This window comes from Luteibacter sp. GL_149 (assembly GCF_057834065.1).
Map to the genome: position 1 here is coordinate 3,595,394 of NZ_CM174395.1, position 21,567 is coordinate 3,616,960.

Below are 21,567 nucleotides of genomic sequence, written 5' to 3' on the forward strand. Positions count from 1 at the left end.
CCCTTCGCCGTGCGTCAGGGCTTCGCGCCCTGCTTCGCGAAACGCACCAGAACGCGTTGCCCGATGCGAAGGTCCTGCGGCGTATCGAAAGACAACACACATTCCACCGTGCGCGCATTCGCCCGTGCCTGTGCGTCGTCGTCCAGAACGCCGGGGCCGATCACGGACCCGACACGCACCACCGTCGCCTGCCGGGGCGTCGCTTTCGCATCGCCGTCGGCCGTGACTTCCGCATGCATGCCCGGCTGCACGTTATTGGCAAAGGTTTCGCTGAGTTCGGCGCGAACGAGACGCGGCGTATCGGGCAACAGAACGATGAGCGGACTCTCCGTTCCCACGGACGCGCCGGGACGGGCCAGCACCCGGGTGATCAGTCCATTGGAGGGCGCGCGTAGCGTGCGCTGGGCAAGCTCGTAGTTTGCGGCGCTGACTTTCTGGGCGAGTACCGCGACCTGCGCCGTGGCGGCATCCTGTTCCGCGCCGAGCTGGACCAGTGCGTCCGCCGCATCGTCGGCGCTCTGCCCGTCTCCCGCGCCACTGGCTTCCGCCTGGGCAAGCCGTTGTGCGCGCTGCTTCGCAGCCGCGATGCGCTTGCCCAGCGAGGCGATCTGCGCGTTCGCCTGGGCACGCTCCGCTTCGGCCGCGGTGACGGCAAGCTTCGCCGGCGTGTCGTCGAGGGCTGCCAGAACCTGCCCCGCCTTCACGTTGTCGCCTTCGTGCACATCCATCCGCACAAGCACGCCGTCGCGTGGCATCGAAAGCGAAAGCAGTCCACCCTCGACGTCGACGCGACCACGCGCGGCGGCAGCGTAGTTCGACTCGGGCGCGCTTGCGGTCGCGGGTGCATTCCCATGCCCCGAACACCCCGCGAGGGCGAGCGAAAGCAGGATCAGGCACGCATTCCGGTGCGTTGCAATCGCGTTCATAACGAAGATATCTCCTGGTTCGAGCGACCCGGCGCCAGTTCGGGCGTGTGGCGCTGATCGCTTAGTATCCGCCCGTCTTCCATGGCAAGCACGCGATCCGCGTGACCCAGAAGACGAGGATCGTGACTGACGCACAGGACCGTGGTGCCATGGGTACGCGCTATACGATGAAGCAGATCGATCACCATCTGCCCGTTCGCGGCATCCAGTGCGCTGGTCGGCTCGTCGGCGAAGAGCAGCTCGGGCTCTTTCGCCATGGCGCGGGCCACCGCGACGCGCTGCTTTTCGCCACCCGAAAGTTCGGTCGGGCGCAGGGAGGCCCGATGAGCGACGCCCACTTCGTCCAGCGAACGAAGCGCCCGCTCGCGAACTTCGCGCGAAGGCAGCCCCAGGTAATGCAGCGGAAGTTCCACCTGCTCCAGCGCCGTCAGCGCGGGGAACAGGTTGAAGCCCTGAAAAACGAAACCGGTGTGAGCCAGGCGAAACCGTTCGAGCTCGCGTTGCCCGAGGTCGTCCAGCTTGTCGCCCAGAGCGAATACCTCGCCGGAGTCGACCTTTTGCAGGCCGCTCAATATCGCCAGCAACGTGCTCTTGCCGCAACCGGACGGTCCGGAAATCAGCGTCAGTTCGCCCGCGTGAAGCTCCAGCGACACTTCGTGAAGGACGCTCGTGCGAACGCGCCCCGTGACGAACGACTTCGTGACCCGCTCGGCCCTCAGGCTGGGTCCGGCATAACGCTTACTGTCGAGAAGTGAATTCATGGCATCACCTCAGCAACGTGGCGGGATCGGCGCGGCGCAGGCTGCGCATGGCGGCGAGACCCGACACCGCGGCCAGCGCCATGACGAGCAGCGCGCATATCAATGTGACGGGTACGCTGAGGTACACGGGTACGTCGCGGCTTCGGGCGATCGCCATCAACAGCGCCCCGACGAACGATGCGCCGAGTAATCCCAGCGCACCCACCCAGAACGCCTGCTCCAGCACGACCCGGCGCAGTGCGGGCAAGCCGACGCCCAGCGCATTGAGCGTCGCGTATTCGCGAACGGAACCGGCCACCGCCGCGACCAGCGTCTGGCTGGTGATGACGGCACCGACCAGGAAGACGATACCCGCGAGGAACAGCACGCCCGCGCCGGCACCTGTATCCAGCATCCAGTAAAGAACCGTTCGCCGTGCGAAATCGCGCGCCGCCCAGACATCGTAGGGACCGAAGCCGGTGGCATGCCGCAGCCGTGCGGCGACCGATTTCGTATCGGCGTTCGCATCGAGCTTCGCTACCAGATACGTCGGGCGACCGGCATCCTGAGGATCGGGGTTCAGCCGGCGCGCCGTTTCCAGCGACGTCACGACGTTCACCCCGCCCAGTGCGCGCAGGCCCGAACTCACACCGACAATGCGCACCGTATGCCCATTGATCGCGGCCTGCTTGCCCACGCCGACACCGAGCTTCTCCAGATCCGCACGGTCGACGACGACAGCGTCCGGCTCTTCCAGACGGGCGCGCATGTCCTTGTCCAGCACGCGGGCGAACATCAGTCCTTCGGGACGGGGATCGATTCCCGACACGTAAACCGATACGCCACCCGTGGTGCGGTCGCCCCGCCAGTCGCCATCCAGCCAGATGAATGGCTCGACCTGCGTTACGTCGGGGTCCATCCGCATATGCATTTCGACGTTGGGATCGAGCGAGCGCCCCTGGTCGACGCTTTGCGTGCCCGGATAACCCACCCATATATCGGCGGTCGATCCGGTGATGTAAACACTGGCGCTGCTGAAGATGCCAAGGACGAGCGCCGCCTGCAGCACCTGCAGCAGGCCGGCGAAGCCGACGGCGAGAATCGCCGGCAGAAAACGGCGCCATTCGTAGATAAGCGTTTTGCGGGCGAGAGGAACCATCAGCGCGCCGCCTCGGCGTCGCGATCTTCATCCGCGACTACCGGAGCGCCTCCCAACGCCTTGAACAGCGCAACATAAGCCAGGTCGCGGGTTGCCCGCGCATCCACCATGTCGACGCCGGCTTCCGCCACCGCGACGCGGGTATCCGCACGATCCAGTTCGCTCGCGAGTTTCAGACGCCTCCGGGTAGCCATGGCGTTGTCGGCCACCGTGGACGCCTGCCATGCATCCAGACTGTGACGTTCCCGTTCGCGTTGCATCTGCAGATTGTCGAGTGCCGTCTGCACTTCGGCGACACCTTGCAGGACGCTTTGCCGATAGGCCAGCACCGTCGCCTGGAACTGATGACGGCTGGCGTGCGCCGCGGCGGCGCGCATGCCCCAGTCGAACAACGGAATATCCAGAATGGGGCCGACAGACGCGATGCCATGCGTATGCGTGCGGCGATAGCTGACGATATTGGTCGACCAGATCATCGAGGCGCCCAGACCGATGCTGGGATACATTTCGGCGCGAGCGAGCCCGAGCTCGCCCGCCGCGCGCACGACATCCGCTTCCGCCTTCGCGATTTCCGGCCGGGTGCGCAGCAGCTCGGCCGGCGCACCGTCGAGTTTCCAGTCGCCCAGTTGGGGGACGTCGGCCACCGTCTCCCACGCGGCATCCGGGGCGTTCATGCCGAGCAGCACCGCAAGCTGCCGGGATGCCGTGTCGTACGCCTGCTGGGGATCCATGAGCGCGGATTCGGCACGAGCAAGTTCGCCGTGCGCCTTCGCGACGTCGACGGGCGACGCCATGCGCAGCTTCGCGCGGGTCTCGACCAGATCGACGCGCCTGGCTCGTTCGTCGCGCAGATCCGTCAACAGCCGGACCCGCTGCTGCGCGGCGCGCATTTCGACCCAATTGCGAGCCACTTCGGCGATGACCGTAACGCGCGCGGCTTTCACCTCGGCCACACTCGACTGGAGTTGTCCGCGCGCGGCGCGCTCCGCACCGGTGGCACGGCCGAAGAAACCGAATTCCCAAACCGAATCGAACCCGGCGACGAAGAACGACGCACTGGCGTCCGGATCGAACAGGTCGTCCGTCTTTCCCTTCAGCGAGGGAAGAAAACGATCGCCGGAATGATGGTCGAGACTGCGTGCTGCCTGCAGTCGTTCGATCGCCTGCGCGACGTCGAGGTTGTCCTTGAGCGCACGCTCGACGACGGCGTCGAGCGCGGGATCGCCGAATGCCTTCCACCATCCGTGCAGGTCCGGCGCGGTAGCCGCCGGCGCGGGCGGCAACGCGCTCCATTGCGACGGCAGTTCGGGCGGCGTCGGCGGATACTTCACGCCAAGCCCCGCGCAGCCAGCCGCCATGGCGGCGAAAGACGCGAGCGCGCAGGCAAGGAAGTGTCTAGTCATCACGGCCTATGATCGTATACGGCCAGTCAGAAGGTAAGCCCGTGCGAGTAGACGACACTGCCCACTCCCGCCATCCGATCACTGGAATTTTAACGTACCGGCACATGGGCTTCGTTCGCCTTGTGGGACGAGCGGATAGTGCGCGGCAAACCTTAGACTTATCTTTCGACATTGTAGCGTAGGGACTTCGAAAGACATGCCCATGACGCACGTCGATTGCCGCCTCAGACAACACATTCGCATGTTGGTTCCCCGACAAGTCTAAGGCCTTGACCGGTAGCTGCCTACGTGCCGTTGGTCAGCGATTGTCCTGGGTCCAGATGGCGCCTTCGTCTTCACGCACGGGGAACGTCGCCACGGGTTCGTAGGCAGGCGGGCAGGTTACCGCGCCGGTGCGCACGTCGAACCGGGCGCCATGCCGGATGCATTCGACCTCGAAGCCGATAAGCGGTCCGTCCGCCAGCTCGCCGCCGTCGTGGGTACACACGTCCTCGATGGCATAAAGGTCGCCGTCGATGTTGTAGACGGCGATCGCCGTGTCGCCGTCCCACACAATGCGGTGCTCCCCGGGAAGCAGCTCGCTGCGCGTGCCGACCCGGACCCAACCGTTCATGCCTTACCCCCCAACGGCTTGACCATGTACTCGAAACGAAGATCGTCGCGCAGGGGAATACCGAAGCGCTCGTCGCCATAGGGAAACGGACTGAACCTCCCGGTGCGCGCGTAACCGCGCCGGCCGTACCAGGCCATCAGTTCCTCGCGCACGTCGATCACGGCCATCTCGACGCTCGAACATGCCCAGTCTTGCCGGGCGAGACGCTCGACCTCGGCGACCACGCGCCGGCCGATACCGCCGCCCTGTCGCAACGGGCGCACGGAGAACATACCGAAATAACAGGCATCGCCTTTCTTCTCGATATAGCAGGAGGCGAGCAACTCCCCGCCCTCTTCCAGAAGCACGAAGCGTCCTTCGGAACCGGCCAGCAGCTGGCCTATTTCCTCGGCATCCGTACGCCTGCCGGCGAGCAGGTCGGCCTCGGTCGTCCAGCCGGCCCGGCTGGCGTCGCCCCGATAGGCGGATTCGACAAGTCCGACGATCGCCGGCACGTCGGCCGGCGTCGCGTAACGGAACCCTGGGGAGAGTGTTTTCGAGGCAGGAGCGTTCGTCATGCGGAGATGATATCCCCGCCAGGGACGTTCTGTCAGAGCAGTAGCTTGCGTACTTTCTCTATCGCCCGGATGAACCCATCCACTTCCGCGCGGGTGTTGTAGAAAGCAAGCGAGGCACGCAGGGTGGCCGGCACGCCAAAGAACTGCATCAGGGGATGCGCGCAATGGTGACCCGAGCGCACGGCGACGCCTTCCAGGTCCAGCAATGTCGCCATGTCGTTCGCATGCGCGCCTTCGATCAGGAACGAAATGACCGGCTCCTTTTCAGCCGCGCGGCCGAAGATACGCACGCCGGGCACGCTCTCCAGCGCATCGGTGGCATAGGCCAGCAGACCCTGCTCGTAAGTCTCCAGCCGATCGAAGCCGATGCCGTTCAGATAATCGATAGCGGCGGTCATGCCGGCGAACCCCGCGATGTTCGGCGTACCCGCTTCGAAACGATGCGGAGGATCGGCAAACACCGTGCCGTCGAAACGCACCTCGCGGATCATCTCGCCGCCACCGAAGAACGGCGGCATCGACTCCAGGTGTTCGCGCTTCGCCCACAACGCACCGGTACCCGTCGGCGCCAGCATCTTGTGACCGGTAACCGCGTAGAAATCGCAGCCAAGCGCCTGCACATCGATCGGGCGATGCGGGGCCGCCTGCGAACCGTCCACCAGCAACGGGATGCCGCGCTTGCGGCACTCGCGCGCCAGTTCGCGCACCGGATTGACCGTGCCGAGTACGTTGGACACGTGGGCGACGCAGGCAAGCTTCACGTCCGGTGTCAGCATCTCCACGAATTTCTCGACGATGAGTTCGCCGTTCGCATCGATGGGAGCCGCCTTGACCACGGCACCCGTGCGCTCTGCCACGATCTGCCAGGGCACGATGTTCGCGTGGTGCTCCATCACAGTCGTCAGGATGGCGTCGCCCGGTTTCAGGCGCGGAAGCGCCCAGCTATAGGCGACGAGATTGATCGACTGCGTCGTGCCGGAGGTAAGGATGACTTCGTTACGCGACGACGCATTGAGGAAACGCGCAAGACTGTCGCGCGCGCCTTCGTACGACGCCGTGGCTTCCTCGCCCAGCTGGTGCACGGCGCGGGCGACATTGGCGTTGTGTTCGCGGTAATGCCTATCCACAGCATCGATTACCGATACCGGCTTCTGACTGGTATTCGCGTTGTCGAAATAGATCAGCGGCTTCCCGTGGACGGTGCGCGCCAGCAGCGGAAAGTCGGCGCGGATGCGCTCGACATCGAGCGGTAGCGCATGGGATTCGGGCTTGGCAGTCATAGCAATTCCGTCATTGATCCGGAGGTCACGCTTCGGCGGGACCGGTCGGCAGGTGCGCCACCAGCAGTGCACCGAGGTGCTCGCGAAGCGCTTCGTTCGGCAGCGATCCGAGCGCCGCGCGACAGAAGGCCAGCGTCAGCAGGCTGCGCGCCTGGACCTGCGGGATACCGCGCGAGCGCAGATAGAACATCGAACGCTCGTCGAGCTGGCCGATAGTGGCGCCATGTGCCGCCTTGACCTCGTCCGCGTAAATTTCGAGTTCGGGCTTGGTATCGATTTCCGCTTGTGCGGAAAGCAGCAGATTCTTGTTGCTCAGTGCGGCATCGCTACCGTCGGCTCCCTCGGCCACGACAATCGCCCCGCGGAAAACGCCGCGCGAACGACCGTCCGCCACGCCACGCCATAATGCATCGGACGTGGTGTCGCGGGCCTGATGGCGAACGTCCATCTGCGTATCGATATGCTGACGGGCCTTCAGCGCGAAGACGCCGCGCGAATCGAAGCGCGCGCCTTCGCCAACCAGCTCCGCCATCAGTTCGTGACGCACCAGCGCGCCACCCAGTTCTACGGCGTGGACAGTGGCCGCGGCACGCGCGCCGACGCGCACATGGCTACGACGAACGAGCGTCGCGGCCGCCGAGGCATCCTGTATCAGCACGAACTCGAGCACGGCGTCGTCGCGCAGCACGACATCGGAAACGACCGTGCCCAGCGCATTCGCATCGCCGACTGCGACGTAGTGCTCGACGACGTTCAGATGGGCGCCCTGCCCCACCTCGACCAGCGCACGCGCATGCCACGCGACGTTATTCTGCGTGGCGACGTACACCACGTGAACAGGCGATTCGATCGCGCAGCCTTCAGCGACGTTCACCACCACGCCATCGCGCGCCAGCGCCGCGTTGAGATGCAAAAACGCGTCGGCGGCATCCCGGCGATGCCGTGCCGCCAGGGCGAAACGCAGCGGTTCGGGCGCCGACGTCAAAGCCACCGAAAGCGGTTCTACGCGAAGGCCGGAAGGCAACGCGTCGAGCGCGGAAAGATCCGCGCGGAATACACCGTCGACGAGGACGATGCGCGGACCGGCCACGCCGGGCAACGCGAATACCGCGGCATCTACGTGCGCAGCGCGTGCCGCGTCGGTGTCGGCCGGCACGAACGCCCGCTGGGCCAGCGCGCGAAGCGACGTGTATTTCCACGCTTCGCTCCTTCCCTCCGGTAAGCCGGTGGCAAGGAACGCATCGAGATTCTCGCGGCGTGCCGTGTCGAGCCAGGCGATGCCCGTACCTTCGGAAGCATCAGCCCCCGCGGCATCCAGCACCGCCTGCACGAACGGCGTGCGGCTGGCCTGGACTTCGGTCATGCGCGGTCTCCCGCGAGCTCCGCCTTCGCAAGCTCCGGATGGGTATCCGCGAGCCATGCATAACCCTGTTCTTCCAGCTTAAGCGCCAGGCTCTTGTCGCCGCTTTCCACAATACGGCCGCCCGCAAGCACATGCACGAAGTCCGGTTCGATGTAATCGAGGAGCCGCTGGTAATGCGTGACGACGACAAACGAACGATCCGGCGAACGCAGCGCGTTCACGCCTTCGGCCACCTGTTTCAGAGCATCGATATCCAGGCCCGAATCGGTTTCGTCGAGGATGGCCAGCTTCGGTTCGAGCACGGCCATCTGGAAAATTTCGTTCCGCTTCTTCTCGCCGCCGGAGAAGCCTTCGTTGACCGCGCGATGCAGCAGCTCGTCGGAGATCTGCATGATCTTCAGCTTCTCGCGCACCAGCTTCAGGAAGCGCATCGAATCCAGCTCTTCTTCGCCGCGATACTTCCGCTGCGCGTTGAGCGCCGCACGCAGGAAATAGGTGTTGTTCACCCCGGGAATTTCGACCGGATACTGGAAAGCGAGGAACACGCCTTCGGCGGCACGCTCTTCCGGCTCCAGCGCCAGCAGGTCGCGACCGTTGAACAGCACGCTGCCCTCGGTGACCTCGTAGCCTTCGCGACCGGACAACACGTTGGCCAGCGTCGACTTGCCGGCACCGTTCGGTCCCATGATCGCGTGGACCTCGCCGGGCTTCACTTCAAGCGAAAGGCCTTTCAGGATTTCCTTGCCTTCGACGCGGGCATGAAGATTGTGAATTTTGAGCATGTGCATGGTGCTATCCATCAAAACGTGAGTGCGTCAGTCGCTTCGCCGGCTCAGCCGACGGCGCCTTCGAGCGATACTTCGAGCAGCTTCTTCGCCTCGACGGCGAATTCCATCGGCAGCTCGCGGAATACCTGCTTGCAGAAACCGTCGACGATCATCGACACCGCGTCTTCCTCGCCGATACCGCGGGACAGGCAGTAGAAGAGCTGGTCGTCGGAAATTTTCGACGTGGTCGCCTCGTGTTCTACGATGGCGGTGGGGTTCTTCACTTCCATGTACGGGAAGGTATGCGCCCCGCATTTCTTGCCGATCAGCAGCGAATCGCACTGCGTGTAATTGCGCGCACCGTCGGCGCCCTTCTCGATCTTCACCAGGCCGCGGTAGCTGTTCTGTCCACGGCCGGCGCTGATGCCCTTGGCCACGATCTTCGACTTCGTGCCTTTGCCGATGTGGATCATCTTCGTACCGGTATCGGCCTGCTGACGGTGATGGGTCAGCGCGACCGAATAGAACTCGCCCACCGACCGGTCGCCGCGCAACACGCAGCTGGGATACTTCCAGGTGATGGCCGAACCGGTTTCCACCTGCGTCCAGGAAATCTTGGAATCCGCGCCGCGGCAATCGCCACGCTTCGTCACGAAGTTATAGATACCGCCGACGCCGTTCTCGTCGCCCGGATACCAGTTCTGCACGGTGGAGTATTTGATCTGCGCACGCTCCAGCGCGACCAGCTCGACCACCGCCGCGTGCAGTTGGTTCTCGTCGCGCATCGGCGCGGTGCAGCCTTCGAGATAGGATACGTATGCATCGTCCTCGACGACGATCAGCGTGCGCTCGAACTGTCCGGTGTTCATCGCATTGATGCGGAAATAGGTCGACAACTCCATCGGGCAACGCACGCCCTTCGGAATGAAGACGAAGCTGCCGTCGGAGAACACCGCGGAGTTCAGCGCCGCGAAATAGTTGTCGCCGGTCGGCACGACGCTGCCCAGGTACTGGCGGACCAGGTCGCCGTGCTCGCGGATGGCTTCGGACATCGAGCAGAAAATCACACCCGCTTCGGCCAGTTCCTTACGGAAGGTGGTGCCGACGGACACCGAATCGAACACCGCGTCGACCGCCACGCCCGCGAGCTTCGCGCGTTCGTGCAAGGGCACGCCGAGCTTTTCGTAGGTTTCCAGCAATTTCGGGTCGACTTCGTCCAGCGATTTCAGCCCGGCCTTCGGTGCCGAGTAATAACTGACGGACTGATAGTCGATGGGTGCGATCTCGAGCTTCGCCCAGTCCGGCTCCTGCATGGTCAACCAGTGACGGTAGGCGGCAAGACGCCATTCGGTCATCCACTCCGGCTCCTGCTTGATCGCGGAAAGCTGGCGGACGATGTCTTCGCTGAGTCCGGGCGGAAGGCTCGTCGATTCGATATCCGTGACGAAACCCGCCTCGTAGCGCCGGTTGAGGGCCGCTTCGACTTCGGCGTTGTCGCGCACGGGCGCTGCCACTTCGCGTGTCATGTTTTCGCTCTCGTTCATGCGTTTGCTTATCCCGCGGCGGTCGCCGCGTGTTTTGCCGTCGCCTGCGGGGCGCCGGCAAGCATCTGTGCCAGGGTCATGGCGCGCAGCACACCGTCGACGGCACCGCTGACCTGCTGCCAGCTACCGCGCACGCCGCATTGCGACTCGCGCTCGCACTGGCCCTGCGCCGCGCTGCACTCGGTCATGCCGATCGGTCCTTCCATCGCCTCGACGATATCGGCAAGGCTGATCGCCTCGGGCGCACGGGCAAGCCGGTAGCCACCGTTGACGCCACGAAACGATTCCACCAGACCCGCATGCCCCAGCAGCTTCAGGAGCTTGCTGACCGTGGGCAGTTCCAGACGGGCGCCATCCGCGATCTGCGCCGTGCTGAGCACGTCGGCAGGGTGCGCGGCGATGACGGTCATCACCACGGTCGCGTAATCGGTCAGTCGGCTGACACGGAGCATCGGGAAAGGTCGGGTGTGGATACAGGACCAAAATGGTACAGATTGTGGCGTCCCAACGCAATCCGGTTGCACTGCACCATAAGCGGGCAACATGCCCCATAGACGTGCGCGATATGGAGGCAGGTCGGATCGCTACTCCGACGTCTAACCATGCAACCCACTGTAATGACTTGATTTAGCGATTTGAAAATCGCTGGCACGCAATCTGCTGAGTGCACTCAGGGTTATCAACCGGGGAGCGAGTCGCATGAAGTGGATCAACGCGATCATCAAGCCATTCACGCTGGACGATGTCCGCGAGGCATTGGCCGAGGTGGGGGTGCAAGGCATGACGGTGACCGAGGTCAAGGGCTTCGGGCGCCAGCACGGACATACCGAGCTTTACCGCGGCGCCGAATACGTCGTCGACTTCCTGCCAAAGCTGAAGATCGAAATCGCCGTATCCGACGAGCAACTGGAACGCGCCATCGAGGCCATCACGACCGCCGCGCGCACGGGCAAGATCGGCGACGGGAAAATCTTCGTCATCGACCTTGAACAGGCTATCCGTATCCGCACCCAGGAGATCGACGCCGATGCGCTCTGAATTCCGACGTATGCTCCGGGCGCCTGCCGCCGCCCTCGCCTGCCTGCCGCTGACGGCCTTCGCGCAGACGACGACACCCAAACTCGACAGCGGCGATACCGCATGGATGCTGACGTCCACCATGCTCGTGCTGCTGATGACCATTCCGGGCCTGGCGCTTTTCTACGGCGGCATGGTCCGTGCGAAGAACCTGCTCTCGGTCCTGATGCAATGTTTCGCCATCACGGCGTTGGTGACCGTACTGTGGATCGTCTACGGCTACAGCATCGCCTTCGACACCACCGGCATGGTGGAAGGCAGCACCAACATCCATTCGTTCGTCGGAGGTTTTGGCCATGCGATGCTCGCAGGGCTGACGCCCAACAGCCTCTACAACACCGTGCCCGAAGCGGTGTTCGTCATGTTCCAGATGACGTTCGCGATCATCACACCCGCGCTGATCGTCGGCGCCATCGCCGAACGCATGAAGTTTTCGGCACTGCTGGTCTTTACGGCGCTGTGGTTCACGATTGTGTATCTGCCCATTGCGCACATGGTGTGGGGCGGCAAGGGATCGTTCCTCGGCGACCTTGGCGTACTGGACTTCGCGGGCGGTACCGTCGTCCATATCAACGCGGGTATCGCGGGCCTCGTTGGCTGTCTGGTGATCGGCAAGCGTCGCGGTTATCCGACGACACCGATGCCACCGCACAACCTCGGTTACACCCTGGTCGGCGCGAGCATGCTCTGGCTGGGCTGGTTCGGCTTCAACGCGGGTTCCGCCGTGGCGGCGAACGGTAGCGCCGGCATGGCGATGCTGGTGACGCAGATCGCGACGGCCGCCGCCGCCATCGGCTGGACGGCCGTCGAATGGCTGACCCATCGCCGCCCCAGCGTGCTCGGTATCGCATCGGGTGCGGTCGCCGGCCTCGTCGCCATTACGCCCGCGGCGGGCACAGCCGGCCCGGGTGGCGCGCTGGTTCTCGGACTGGTGTCGGGCATCGTGAGCTTCTTCTGCGCCACGCGACTCAAACGTTATTTCGGTTACGACGATTCGCTGGACGTCTTCGGCGTGCATGCCATCGCCGGCATCGTCGGCGCCTTGCTGACGGGACCGCTGGCCTCGGCCACGCTCGGCGGTTTCGGCAACGTCACCGACCTCGGCCTGCAGTTGTGGATTCAGTTCAAGGGGGTGGCATTCACCGTCGTGTGGAGCGCGGTGCTGTCGTACGCCATCTTCAAGGGCATTGCGTTGACGATGGGTCTGCGTGTCGACGAAGAGCAGGAACAGGTCGGCCTGGATATCGCGCTGCACGAAGAGCGCGGTTACAACCTGTCGTAAACCTGTTTTTTTGTAGGAGCTCGCTTGCGAGCGAAAGCCAACGAAGCGGCGATGCCGTGGGCGACATCCGCAGCCAGGATATCGGGCTGGCGGATGTGAGCATCAGGCTTCCTCGCCCTATTGGCTTTCGCACCGTCATTGATCTTTTGCTTGGCACAAGCTCGCAAGCGAGCTCCGCGTGTCTCAGGCCGCTGCCAGCGCCTCATCGCGAGCCCGTGCCCGCACGACCGCCGGACGCGAATTCACGCGATCGATGTACGCCTGCACCAACGGCGTCGCCTCCACCAGCTTGAACGCGGTGATCCAGGTCAGGGCATTACCCCAGAGTATGTCCGCCGCCGAGAAACGCTCGCCGAGGATGTACTGGCCTTTTTCAAGCTGCCCCATCAACGTGGACAGCATCGTGTCGTAGTCGCCGTACGGACACATCGACGGCGGCGTGGGACCGTAACCCTGCGACTTGTCCACCACGGCTGGCTCGAAGCAGCTGGCATAAAAAACCATCCAGCGCAGATACGGCCCACGCAGCGGATCGCCGATCGCGGGGGCAAGACCAGCCTCCGGATACAGGTCGGCCAGATACAGGAAAACCGCGACCTGCTCCGTCACCAGCGCGCCGTCGTGGACGATCGCCGGCACCTTGCCCATGGGATTGACCGCCAGGTATTCCGCACCGCGCTGCTCGCCCGCGCGCATGTTCAGCTGATGCAGATCGTAGTCGGCCCCCAGTTCCTCCAGCAGGATCATCGTTCCACCGGCCCGCGTCTGCGGACAATAGAAAAACGTGACGCGCGACTTCGTATCCATGGAGGTTCTCCGGTGGGGAAACGTCGAGTCTACGACCTTGGAATCGCAAATAGCTGCGCCCGTTCCATGTCTGCTGTCAAGTAAGCAAATCCGGCAAAAACCCTACTAGGACACTATTGTCATCGACATTTCACGAAAATTTGACAACAGTGAAATGTCCGTATAAACCTACGCCCGCAGCTTTTTGCGATACCCAGGTTCTGGCCACAGGGGAGTCACCGGCCAGGACTACGCGAACGCTGTCTATCGCGGTCGTTACCACAAGCGATCGCACTTCAATCCATAAAAAGATGGGCCCCGTTCGCGGGGCCTGACAGGGGCTCTTTGCATGATCAGATCCATCCACGGCCGCACCGGCTTTTTGCGGCCTACCGCGCTTGCACTCGCACTCGGTCTGTCGATCGGCGGCGTCGCGCACGCGCAGTCCAACGCCTCGGGCGTTGTATTCGGACGTACCGCGGCCGACGCCGGCACGGTCGTCCACCTGCAGAACAAGGACACGGGCTTCAGCCGTGACATCACGGTCGATGCCGACGGTCGCTACCGCGCTTCGTCGCTGCCGGTCGGCCGTTACGACGTATCGGTCATGCGCAATGGCACCGTCGTGCAGACGCGCGAAGATGTCGCCGTCCAGCTCGGCACGGGCACGGACGTCTCGTTCGTTTCCGAAGCCGCCGGCGCCCAGACGCTGGAAGGCGTGCAGGTCACGGGCAACGTGCTGCCGGCCATCGACGTGTCGTCGGTCGACTCGCGCACGGTGCTGACCTCCGAACAGCTGCAGAAGCTGCCCATCGCGCGCGACGTCACGTCCGCCGCGCTGCTGGCTCCGGGTGCCGTTGGCGGCGACTCGCGTTACGGCAACGTCGCTTCGTTCGGTGGCGCTTCGGCCGCTGAAAACCAGTACTACGTCAACGGTTACGCCGTCACCAACGCGCTGACCGGCCTGGGCCTCACCAGCCTGCCCTACGACGCGATCGACCAGCAGCAGATCTACACCGGCGGTTACGGCGCCGAATACGGCCGTTCCACCGGCGGCGTGGTCAACATGATCACCAAGCGCGGCGGCAACACGTTCAAGGCAGGCGGCCAGATCGTCTACACGCCGACCGGCCTGCGCGATTCCCCGCGCGACATCTACCTCGCCAATGGTCAGCTGTATCAGGACCGTTCCCGCAATAAGAGCTGGAACACCGAGTACTCCGCATACGTCAGCGGCCCGCTGATCAAGGACAAGCTGTTCTTCTACCTGACCGGCGACTTCATCAAGCAGGAGGGCATGACCATCGCGTCGACCGCCGCTCCGACGCATACCGACTTCAGCACGAAGACGTCGCGTTACCTTGCCAAGGTCGACTGGAACATCACGGACAGCCACCTGCTCGAGCTCACCGGCTTCAGCGACAAGACGACCAATACCGATCAGATCTACGCGTACGACTACACCACCGGCACGCGCGGCGCCTATCGTGGTTCGGCTTACACGAAGAACTACGGCACGGCCGGTGCGACGCCGGGCGGTGATGTTTACATCGGCAAGTACACCGGTTACATCACGGACAACCTGACGATCAACGCGCTGTACGGCCGCAGCACCACGGAACACGTGCAGACGACCAACAGCGTCGGCGGCAGCTGCCCGCTGATCAGCGGCAGCTTCACCGTCGCAGGCAAGGCCGTGTTCCCGCCGAGCTGCTACCTCGTCGGCCAGCTGCTGGCCCCGGGTGCGAAAGACAAAACCCACGGCTGGCGCCTCGATGCGGAATACCGTATCGGTGACCACGACATCCGTGCAGGTCTCGACAACCAGACACTGCAGTCCTTCGCTGGCAACTCGTACGAAGGTCCGGAATCCGGGCGCGGCAACGGTGGTTCGTACTACTGGACCTACGGCAATGCACCAGCTAACGGCAAGGTTAACGGTTACCCGGACGTGCAGTTCCCGACCGGCACGACCCGCTACGTGCAGCGCGTGTACTACTACGCGGCATCGAACGTCGAAACCGTGCAGGAAGCGCAGTTCATCGAAGACCACTGGCAGGTCACGGATCGCTGGCTGGCTTACGTCGGTCTGCGTAACGAGCAGTTCAAGAACTTGAACGGCGCAGGCGACGTGTACGTCAAGCAGCGTCATCAGCTGGCTCCGCGTCTCGGCGTGAGCTGGGACGTCTTCGGCGATTCGACGCTGAAGATCTACGGCAATGCCGGCCGGTACCACCTGGCCATTCCGTCGAACGTCGCCGTGCGCGCCGCTTCGGGCTCGTACTATCTGCGCCAGTTCGGCACGTTCGACAGCATCGATCCGGTCACGGGCATTCCCATCGGCTTTAAGCCGAACGGCAAGGAATATCCGTCGAACGGCCACGACGGCACCAACCCCGATTCGCGCACCATCGCGGCCAAGGGCATGGGCGCCTATTACCAGGACGAGTACATCCTGGGCTTCGACAAGATGTTCGACAACAACTGGACGGTCGGCGCCAAGGGCACGTACCGCAAGCTGAAGAGCTCGATCGACGACTTCTGCGATTCGCGTCCGTTCACGAACTGGGGCAAGCGCAACGGCGTCGACATGAGCAAGGCCGTCGTATCGGGCTGTTATTTGTTCAACCCGGGCAAGGCGAACACCTTCCAGGTGAACATGGACGGCAAGGGCTCATTCCGCGACGTCACGCTCACCAAGGAAGACTTCACCAACAACGGCATCGGCTTCCCGGAGCTGAAGCGTAAGTACGTCGCGCTGAACCTGTACGCCGAACACCAGTTCAACCAGCAGTGGTACGGCAAGGTCGACTACGTCTGGTCGCACAGCTACGGCAACTCCGAAGGCATGCTGAAGTCCGACATCGGTCAGCGCGACCCGTCAGTCACGCAGGACTGGGATGCACCGGAACTGATGGTCGGCTCGAACGGCTCGCTGCCGAACGACCGCAAGCACCAGCTGAAGGCATATGGCTACTACCAGTACAACCCCGAGTGGCTGTTCAGCGCCAATCTCACGGTAGCTTCCGGTCGTCCGGTCAACTGCCTCGGCGTGGCCCCGGGCGACCCGGTCAAGTACGGCGCCGCCTACTTCTACTGCGACGGCAAGGTTTCGCCGCGCGGCAGCCGTGGCCGTCTGCCGTGGACCGAGCAGCTTAACCTCGGTGCGGAATACCGTCCGGCGTTCGCGGACCACAAGCTGGCGTTCAACGTCGACGTGTTCAACGTGTTCACCCAGCAGCGCAAGACCAGCGTGATCGAAGTCGGCGAGAACAGCGCCGGTGTCCCGGTCACCACGTACCTGCGTCCGGTGTCCTACAGCACGCCGCGTTACTTCCGCTTCGCGGTTCGCTACGACCTGTAACTGTGACAAAGCGCCGTGCGGGACCTCCCTCCCGCACGGCGTTGCTGACTTCTTCGAGATATCTCGGACCCGGCCCCCAGGCCGGGTTTTTTTGTTCTTCACGCATTGCCGGGGACGACCTCACGCGTCTTGCCGCTCTGCGGGTGAGGACAGCCGCTGGGCGGCTCGTGTTACCAGCTACGTGGTCGGCTCACGCTCGTGCGTCGTGGAAGCCGCGACCGGGTTGGCCCTTGGGGCCTTCGGCGCCGTCCCTGCGGGAGCGGGCCGTAGCGCCACTTTCGCTCCGACGAGTCATCGCGGCCCTCGGCTAAGGCGGCCCCAAGGACCAACCCGGCCGCTGCATCGTCGACTGCGGTTTGCTGAAGGAAGAGTGCGAGCCGAGCAGGTGATCGGACCGGATGCGGTCACCACCGGTCCTGCGTCACGCGCGGCTTTCCCCCACGCGACCGCAACATCCGGAAGAGCCGTCGGCCACCGCCCTCGACGCGACTTGCGGAACCGAGCGCGGCGGGCGGAAAAGGCCCGAAGGGGGCGGACCAGGACGGTCCGCCGTTTTCGCTGAGGCAGGAGCCGAATCGAAAACCCCCGCCCGCCGCGCGGGCGCGACGGGGCGCAGCCATAGAACACCAGCCGCGCAGCGGCTCTCTTTACCCGAGCGACGGTGGAGACGGAGCGTCGAGGGCGGTGGCCGACGGCTCTTCGCGAAGCGCCCGAAAGCAAAAAGCGATGGCAAAGCCGAGCCCTCCCCGACCATGCGTGAAGAACCCCTCTACGCACGTATGAGTCAGAGGCGCCCGTCTACCGCATTCTGCGGAAGTACCGACTTCACGTCGTAAACCACACCGCCCGGCTTCGCGAACGCGCGGATGCGTTCCGCGCCGAAGTCGCGGAACTGCGAGTGCGCCACGGCAATGATGACCGCGTCATAGACGCCTTCCTCGATCCGCACGATAGGACGCAGGCCGTATTCGCGTTCGGCTTCGTCGGCATCGACCCAGGGATCGTAGACATCGACGCTGGCCATGGAGTGCTGTAGCTCGCGCGTGATATCCACGACACGCGTATTGCGCAGGTCCGGGCAGTTTTCCTTGAACGCCAGCCCCAGCACCAGCACGCGCGCATCGACGATATGCAGACGGCGCTCGCTCATCAACCGGATGACACGGTCGGCGACATAGGTTCCCATGCGGCTATTGATACGCCGCGCGGCGAGGATCAGTTCGGGGTGGTAGCCCGTGACCTCCGCCTTGTGTGTGAGGTAGTAAGGGTCCACGCCGATGCAATGACCGCCCACCAGACCCGGACGGAACGGCAGGAAATTCCACTTCGTACCCGCGGCTTCCAGCACTTCTTCCGTGTCGATGCCCAGCCGGTTGAAGATCAGCGCAAGCTCGTTCACCAGCGCGATATTTACGTCGCGCTGCACGTTCTCGATGACCTTGGCGGCCTCCGCGACACGCACCGACGAGGTCTTGTGCGTGCCCGCGCGGATGATCGTGCGATAGAGCGCATCGACGCGCTCGGCGGCCTCCGGCGTGGAGCCCGACGTGAGCTTGCGGATGTCCACGACGCGACGCGCGTGATCGCCGGGATTGATCCGTTCCGGGCTGTATCCGCAATGGAAGTCGACGTTGAACTTAAGACTGGAGCCTGCCTCGAGAATCGGCACGCAGACTTCTTCGGTGGTACCCGGATAAACCGTGGACTCGAAAACGACCAGATCGCCTGGTGTCAGCAACTCGCCGAGCATGCGGCACGCACGTTCCAGCGGTTCCAGGTCGGGGCGCTGTGCCTCGTCGATGGGCGTGGGCACGGTCACGATATAGACATTGCGATCGCGCAGGTCGTGTACCGATTCGGTGTAACGCAGACGCGCCGCGTCGGTCAGCGCGTCCGCCGGCACTTCCATGGTGTGATCGCGGCCCGAGCGAAGCTCCGCGATGCGCGCCGGGTTGATGTCGAAACCTAGCGTGTCGTAATGCCTGCCGAATTCGACCGCCAGAGGCAGTCCGACGTAGCCGAGGCCGATGATGCCGATCCGCGGATCCGAGGTAGAGACCATGTCGCAACCGAGCTTAAAAGAAAGGAAGCGTACATGGTCGGACCGCCGATCAGGAACTGGTCGTCAGGGGCGGACCGCCGTAACCTCGATTTCCACCAGGAAGGCCGGGTTCGCCAGCGCCGCGACCTGCATCGCGGAACGCGACGGCAGGTTCGGCTGTGCAGGCGTGCCGAAGAACTGCGTATAGCCCGCCATGAAACCCGCGAAATCCATCTTGCCGCCCTTGGCCGGATCGCCTGCCAGGAAGACCTGCATCTTCACCACGTCGCCCATGCCCAGGCCCATGCCCTTAAGCTGCTTCTCGATGGACGTCAGCACGCCAACTGTCTGGGTTTTCGTATCGCCATAGGCCGCCAGGGAATCCTTCGCCGCGGAAGCATCGGCCACGGGAGGTACGACACCGCTCAGGAAAACCAGGGTCTTTCCGGCCGGTATTTCGACCGCCGCGGAAATGGGAAACGTGCTGTTCGGGATCTTGTGCCTGACGACATCCGCGCCGAACGCGGAGGTCGAAAGAACGAGGGCGGACAGGAGCATCGCGAGATTTTTCATGGTTTCTCCGGTGGGCGAAGCGCTTTGACATCGGCGGCGCTTAAGGTATCGGGATAGTGGTTGCCGAGATGGGTGCGTACGTAGTTCACCACGCTTGCGATCTGTTCGTCGCTGAACATCTGGCCGAACCCGGGCATCGCGCCACGACCGTTCATGACCATCGCGGCGGGATACAGAGGCGCCAGCAGCTTCGGATTGCCGGCGAGCGCGGGATAGGCTCCCGCACCTGTCGCGCCCTTGCCGTCGGCCATGTGGCAGGCCTGGCACAGGTGGGTAAAGATCGTCCGACCATCTGCCGTCGCAGCGTCTTTCCGGTCGATGAAAGCATCGTCGTGTCCGGCATGCGCCATACCCGCAACCGCAAGGGCCACTACGAAGATCGGCAAGCGCATCATGCGTGGCCTCCCGCGAGTGCGCGTCGATGCAACTGGTCGATGGCGCTCAGCGACGAAAGAATCGCGCCTTCCTGCCATGCGGGAAGATACGATGCATGCTCGCCGGCCAGCGCGATCCTGCCATCGACGGCGCACAGATCGGCGTAATGCTTCTCGCGCTTCTCGTCGGTCCACCAGCCGAAACAGCCTAGCGTGAAAGGCGAGCGATGCCAGGCGACAGCCATGCCGTTCTCGAACGTCTTGTCGTACTGCGGATGGATCTGCCGTCCGTATTCGAGGGCCTTGCGTATCCGTTCGGCCGGATCGAGCGCCGTGAATTCGAATGCTTCCGTGAAGAACGTATACGAGCCCAGCAAGACGCCTTTCTTCGTGCCGAAGCCGTGACTGGGATAGGACAGCATGCCGATCGGCAGGTCGCTGAACGACACGCCGCCATAGATGGCATCGTCCTCTTCCCAGAATCGCCGGCTGAACTGAAGCCCGACCTTCGACGAGGACATATAGGGCACGGCGCCGATCGCGGCCGACATCGCGCTGCCTACCTGGATGGGAATCTGACTCAGGATCGACAGCGGTATGGTGCACAGGCACCAGTCCGCTTTCGACTGCTGCTTCGTGCCTGACGCTTTCGTGTCTTCCCAGGTGACGGTGACGCCCTGCCCGTCCTGCGCGATGTCGGTCACCTTCGCGCCGTAGCGGATAAGGCTGCCGACTTCGCGGGTAAAGGCGCGGGCGATCGCATCCATCCCACCGACCGGCTGCATCATCGTCGTCTGGTATTCGTACTGATCGCTGGCAGCGATGTTGCTCCACAACCGTGCGTTGAGCACGTCGTGCAGATTCGCCGGCTTCGAGAATTCGGGTTTGCCAAGCGCTCCGCCACCCGCGTCGCGGGTATAGCCGCGATGCTCGCTGCTCTCGATGCCGGATGCGTAAGCGAAGTCCTTGTTGAGGCCGCCCCACTGGCGTAGTGCCTCGAGCAGAATCTCGCGATCCTCTTTCGTTACCAGGTCGTCGAGCCGTCCTTTCGACGAGGCCTTGGCCAGCAGTTCGCTGATGCCACCCTGAAAGTCGGCCTTGACCTCGCGCAGTCGCTGCGGCTTGCCGCCGTAGACGTCGCGACCGTGGAAATAGGCGTTGTGGTTGACCTGGACGAACGGCTCCAGCGCGACGCCCAGCTGACGGCAGTAATCGAGCACACCGTAGTGGTGATAGGGAATGCGCCACGGCCCGGGATTGAAGTACTGCCCCTGGTCGAACTGGCAGGTCTGGGTATGGCCACCGAGTTCCGTATACGTATCGCCGCCGCGCAGCGTCCAGTTCCGCCCGCCCGCGCGCTGGTTGTATTCGAGCACCTGAACTTTATAACCGGCCTTGCGAAGTTCGTACGCCGCGACCAGCCCGGCAAGGCCCGCGCCAAGGATCAGTACGGATGCACCGTTGCCCGAGCCGGTCAGCGGCGGCGGCCGCCGGTACGTCGACTCGGCGGCGAAACCCAGCCCCGACATCGCCTGATACATCAGCGCCCCACTCCCGGCGACGCCGATCATCCTCAGGAGCTGCCTGCGGGTCATGGGTAACGAACTGGCGTTATCTGGCATGGTCTCTCCCCTCCGCCTGAAGCAAAGCACAAGAAACGGATGGCGACAACGGGGGAAAGCGGGGATGGGGGATGGGAAGTGGGGGCGCGTTTCCGG

The 21,567-nt window shown here is 63.8% G+C and carries 19 protein-coding genes; 3 read left to right on the plus strand and 16 right to left on the minus strand.

Going from position 1 to position 21,567, the window contains the following annotated elements; translation table 11 throughout:
- Window positions 1–14 precede the first annotated feature (14 nt).
- The 11 genes from AC3IR3_RS15905 to AC3IR3_RS15955 all read right to left on the minus strand — a co-directional run bounded on the left by AC3IR3_RS15905 (window position 15) and on the right by AC3IR3_RS15955 (window position 10,804).
- Window positions 15–926 (minus strand): HlyD family secretion protein, encoded by a 912-nt coding sequence (locus AC3IR3_RS15905; RefSeq protein WP_489193529.1) that lies wholly within the window; start codon window positions 924–926, stop codon window positions 15–17.
- Window positions 923–1,687, minus strand: coding sequence for an ABC transporter ATP-binding protein (locus tag AC3IR3_RS15910; protein ID WP_489193530.1), 765 nt, complete (start codon window positions 1,685–1,687; stop codon window positions 923–925). The genes AC3IR3_RS15905 and AC3IR3_RS15910 overlap by 4 nt, the downstream gene beginning before the upstream one ends.
- Window positions 1,688–1,691: 4 nt before the next feature.
- Window positions 1,692–2,825, minus strand: a complete 1,134-nt coding sequence (locus AC3IR3_RS15915) for an ABC transporter permease (protein WP_489193531.1) — start codon at window positions 2,823–2,825, stop codon at window positions 1,692–1,694.
- Complete coding sequence (locus tag AC3IR3_RS15920) at window positions 2,825–4,228, minus strand: TolC family protein (RefSeq protein ID WP_489193532.1); 1,404 nt, start codon at window positions 4,226–4,228, stop codon at window positions 2,825–2,827. The genes AC3IR3_RS15915 and AC3IR3_RS15920 overlap by 1 nt, the downstream gene beginning before the upstream one ends.
- 298 nt (window positions 4,229–4,526) lie before the next feature.
- Window positions 4,527–4,841, minus strand: coding sequence for a non-heme iron oxygenase ferredoxin subunit (locus AC3IR3_RS15925; protein WP_132144357.1), 315 nt, complete (start codon window positions 4,839–4,841; stop codon window positions 4,527–4,529).
- A complete protein-coding gene (locus AC3IR3_RS15930; protein WP_489193533.1) occupies window positions 4,838–5,398 on the minus strand; it encodes a GNAT family N-acetyltransferase in 561 nt (186 codons plus the stop codon). Before AC3IR3_RS15930 ends, AC3IR3_RS15925 begins: the two co-directional genes overlap by 4 nt.
- Window positions 5,399–5,430: 32 nt before the next feature.
- Window positions 5,431–6,678 carry an aminotransferase class V-fold PLP-dependent enzyme gene (locus tag AC3IR3_RS15935; RefSeq protein ID WP_489193535.1) on the minus strand — a complete coding sequence of 416 codons (1,248 nt, stop codon included), beginning with the start codon at window positions 6,676–6,678 and terminating at the stop codon, window positions 5,431–5,433.
- Window positions 6,679–6,703: 25 nt separating this feature from the next.
- Complete coding sequence (sufD, locus tag AC3IR3_RS15940) at window positions 6,704–8,041, minus strand: Fe-S cluster assembly protein SufD (protein WP_489193537.1); 1,338 nt, start codon at window positions 8,039–8,041, stop codon at window positions 6,704–6,706.
- The gene (sufC, locus tag AC3IR3_RS15945) at window positions 8,038–8,823 is read right to left on the minus strand and encodes a Fe-S cluster assembly ATPase SufC (RefSeq protein WP_489196945.1); all 786 of its coding nucleotides are present in this window, start codon (window positions 8,821–8,823) and stop codon (window positions 8,038–8,040) included. Before sufC ends, sufD begins: the two co-directional genes overlap by 4 nt.
- A 50-nt stretch (window positions 8,824–8,873) precedes the next feature.
- Entirely contained in the window at window positions 8,874–10,334 is a 1,461-nt protein-coding gene (gene sufB, locus AC3IR3_RS15950) for a Fe-S cluster assembly protein SufB (protein WP_489196946.1), read from the minus strand.
- A gap of 26 nt (window positions 10,335–10,360) precedes the next feature.
- A complete protein-coding gene (locus tag AC3IR3_RS15955) occupies window positions 10,361–10,804 on the minus strand; it encodes an SUF system Fe-S cluster assembly regulator (protein WP_132144349.1) in 444 nt (147 codons plus the stop codon).
- Between the two features lie 247 nt (window positions 10,805–11,051).
- Here AC3IR3_RS15955 and AC3IR3_RS15960 point away from each other — a divergent pair, with 247 nt between their 5' ends.
- Both AC3IR3_RS15960 and AC3IR3_RS15965 read left to right on the plus strand, forming a co-directional pair.
- Window positions 11,052–11,390: a P-II family nitrogen regulator gene (locus AC3IR3_RS15960; protein ID WP_132144347.1), complete on the plus strand. Its 339-nt coding sequence runs from the start codon at window positions 11,052–11,054 to the stop codon at window positions 11,388–11,390.
- A complete protein-coding gene (locus tag AC3IR3_RS15965; RefSeq protein ID WP_489193540.1) occupies window positions 11,380–12,711 on the plus strand; it encodes an ammonium transporter in 1,332 nt (443 codons plus the stop codon). Before AC3IR3_RS15960 ends, AC3IR3_RS15965 begins: the two co-directional genes overlap by 11 nt.
- A 183-nt stretch (window positions 12,712–12,894) precedes the next feature.
- On the opposite strand, the gene AC3IR3_RS15970 is transcribed toward AC3IR3_RS15965, so the two are convergent.
- Window positions 12,895–13,518: a glutathione S-transferase family protein gene (locus AC3IR3_RS15970; RefSeq protein WP_489193542.1), complete on the minus strand. Its 624-nt coding sequence runs from the start codon at window positions 13,516–13,518 to the stop codon at window positions 12,895–12,897.
- A 328-nt stretch (window positions 13,519–13,846) separates the two neighbouring features.
- Between AC3IR3_RS15970 and AC3IR3_RS15975 the strand changes: the two genes are divergently transcribed.
- Window positions 13,847–16,861, plus strand: a complete 3,015-nt coding sequence (locus AC3IR3_RS15975) for a TonB-dependent receptor (RefSeq protein WP_489193544.1) — start codon at window positions 13,847–13,849, stop codon at window positions 16,859–16,861.
- 784 nt (window positions 16,862–17,645) lie between these two features.
- On the opposite strand, the gene AC3IR3_RS15980 is transcribed toward AC3IR3_RS15975, so the two are convergent.
- The 4 genes from AC3IR3_RS15980 to AC3IR3_RS15995 form a co-directional block, all read right to left on the minus strand.
- Complete coding sequence (locus tag AC3IR3_RS15980; protein ID WP_489193546.1) at window positions 17,646–18,923, minus strand: nucleotide sugar dehydrogenase; 1,278 nt, start codon at window positions 18,921–18,923, stop codon at window positions 17,646–17,648.
- 63 nt (window positions 18,924–18,986) lie between these two features.
- The gene (locus tag AC3IR3_RS15985) at window positions 18,987–19,475 is read right to left on the minus strand and encodes a RidA family protein (RefSeq protein WP_489193548.1); all 489 of its coding nucleotides are present in this window, start codon (window positions 19,473–19,475) and stop codon (window positions 18,987–18,989) included.
- Window positions 19,472–19,870, minus strand: a complete 399-nt coding sequence (locus tag AC3IR3_RS15990) for a c-type cytochrome (protein WP_489193550.1) — start codon at window positions 19,868–19,870, stop codon at window positions 19,472–19,474. Before AC3IR3_RS15990 ends, AC3IR3_RS15985 begins: the two co-directional genes overlap by 4 nt.
- Window positions 19,867–21,444 carry a flavin monoamine oxidase family protein gene (locus AC3IR3_RS15995; RefSeq protein WP_489196947.1) on the minus strand — a complete coding sequence of 526 codons (1,578 nt, stop codon included), beginning with the start codon at window positions 21,442–21,444 and terminating at the stop codon, window positions 19,867–19,869. Before AC3IR3_RS15995 ends, AC3IR3_RS15990 begins: the two co-directional genes overlap by 4 nt.
- Between the last annotated feature and the right edge of the window lie 123 nt (window positions 21,445–21,567).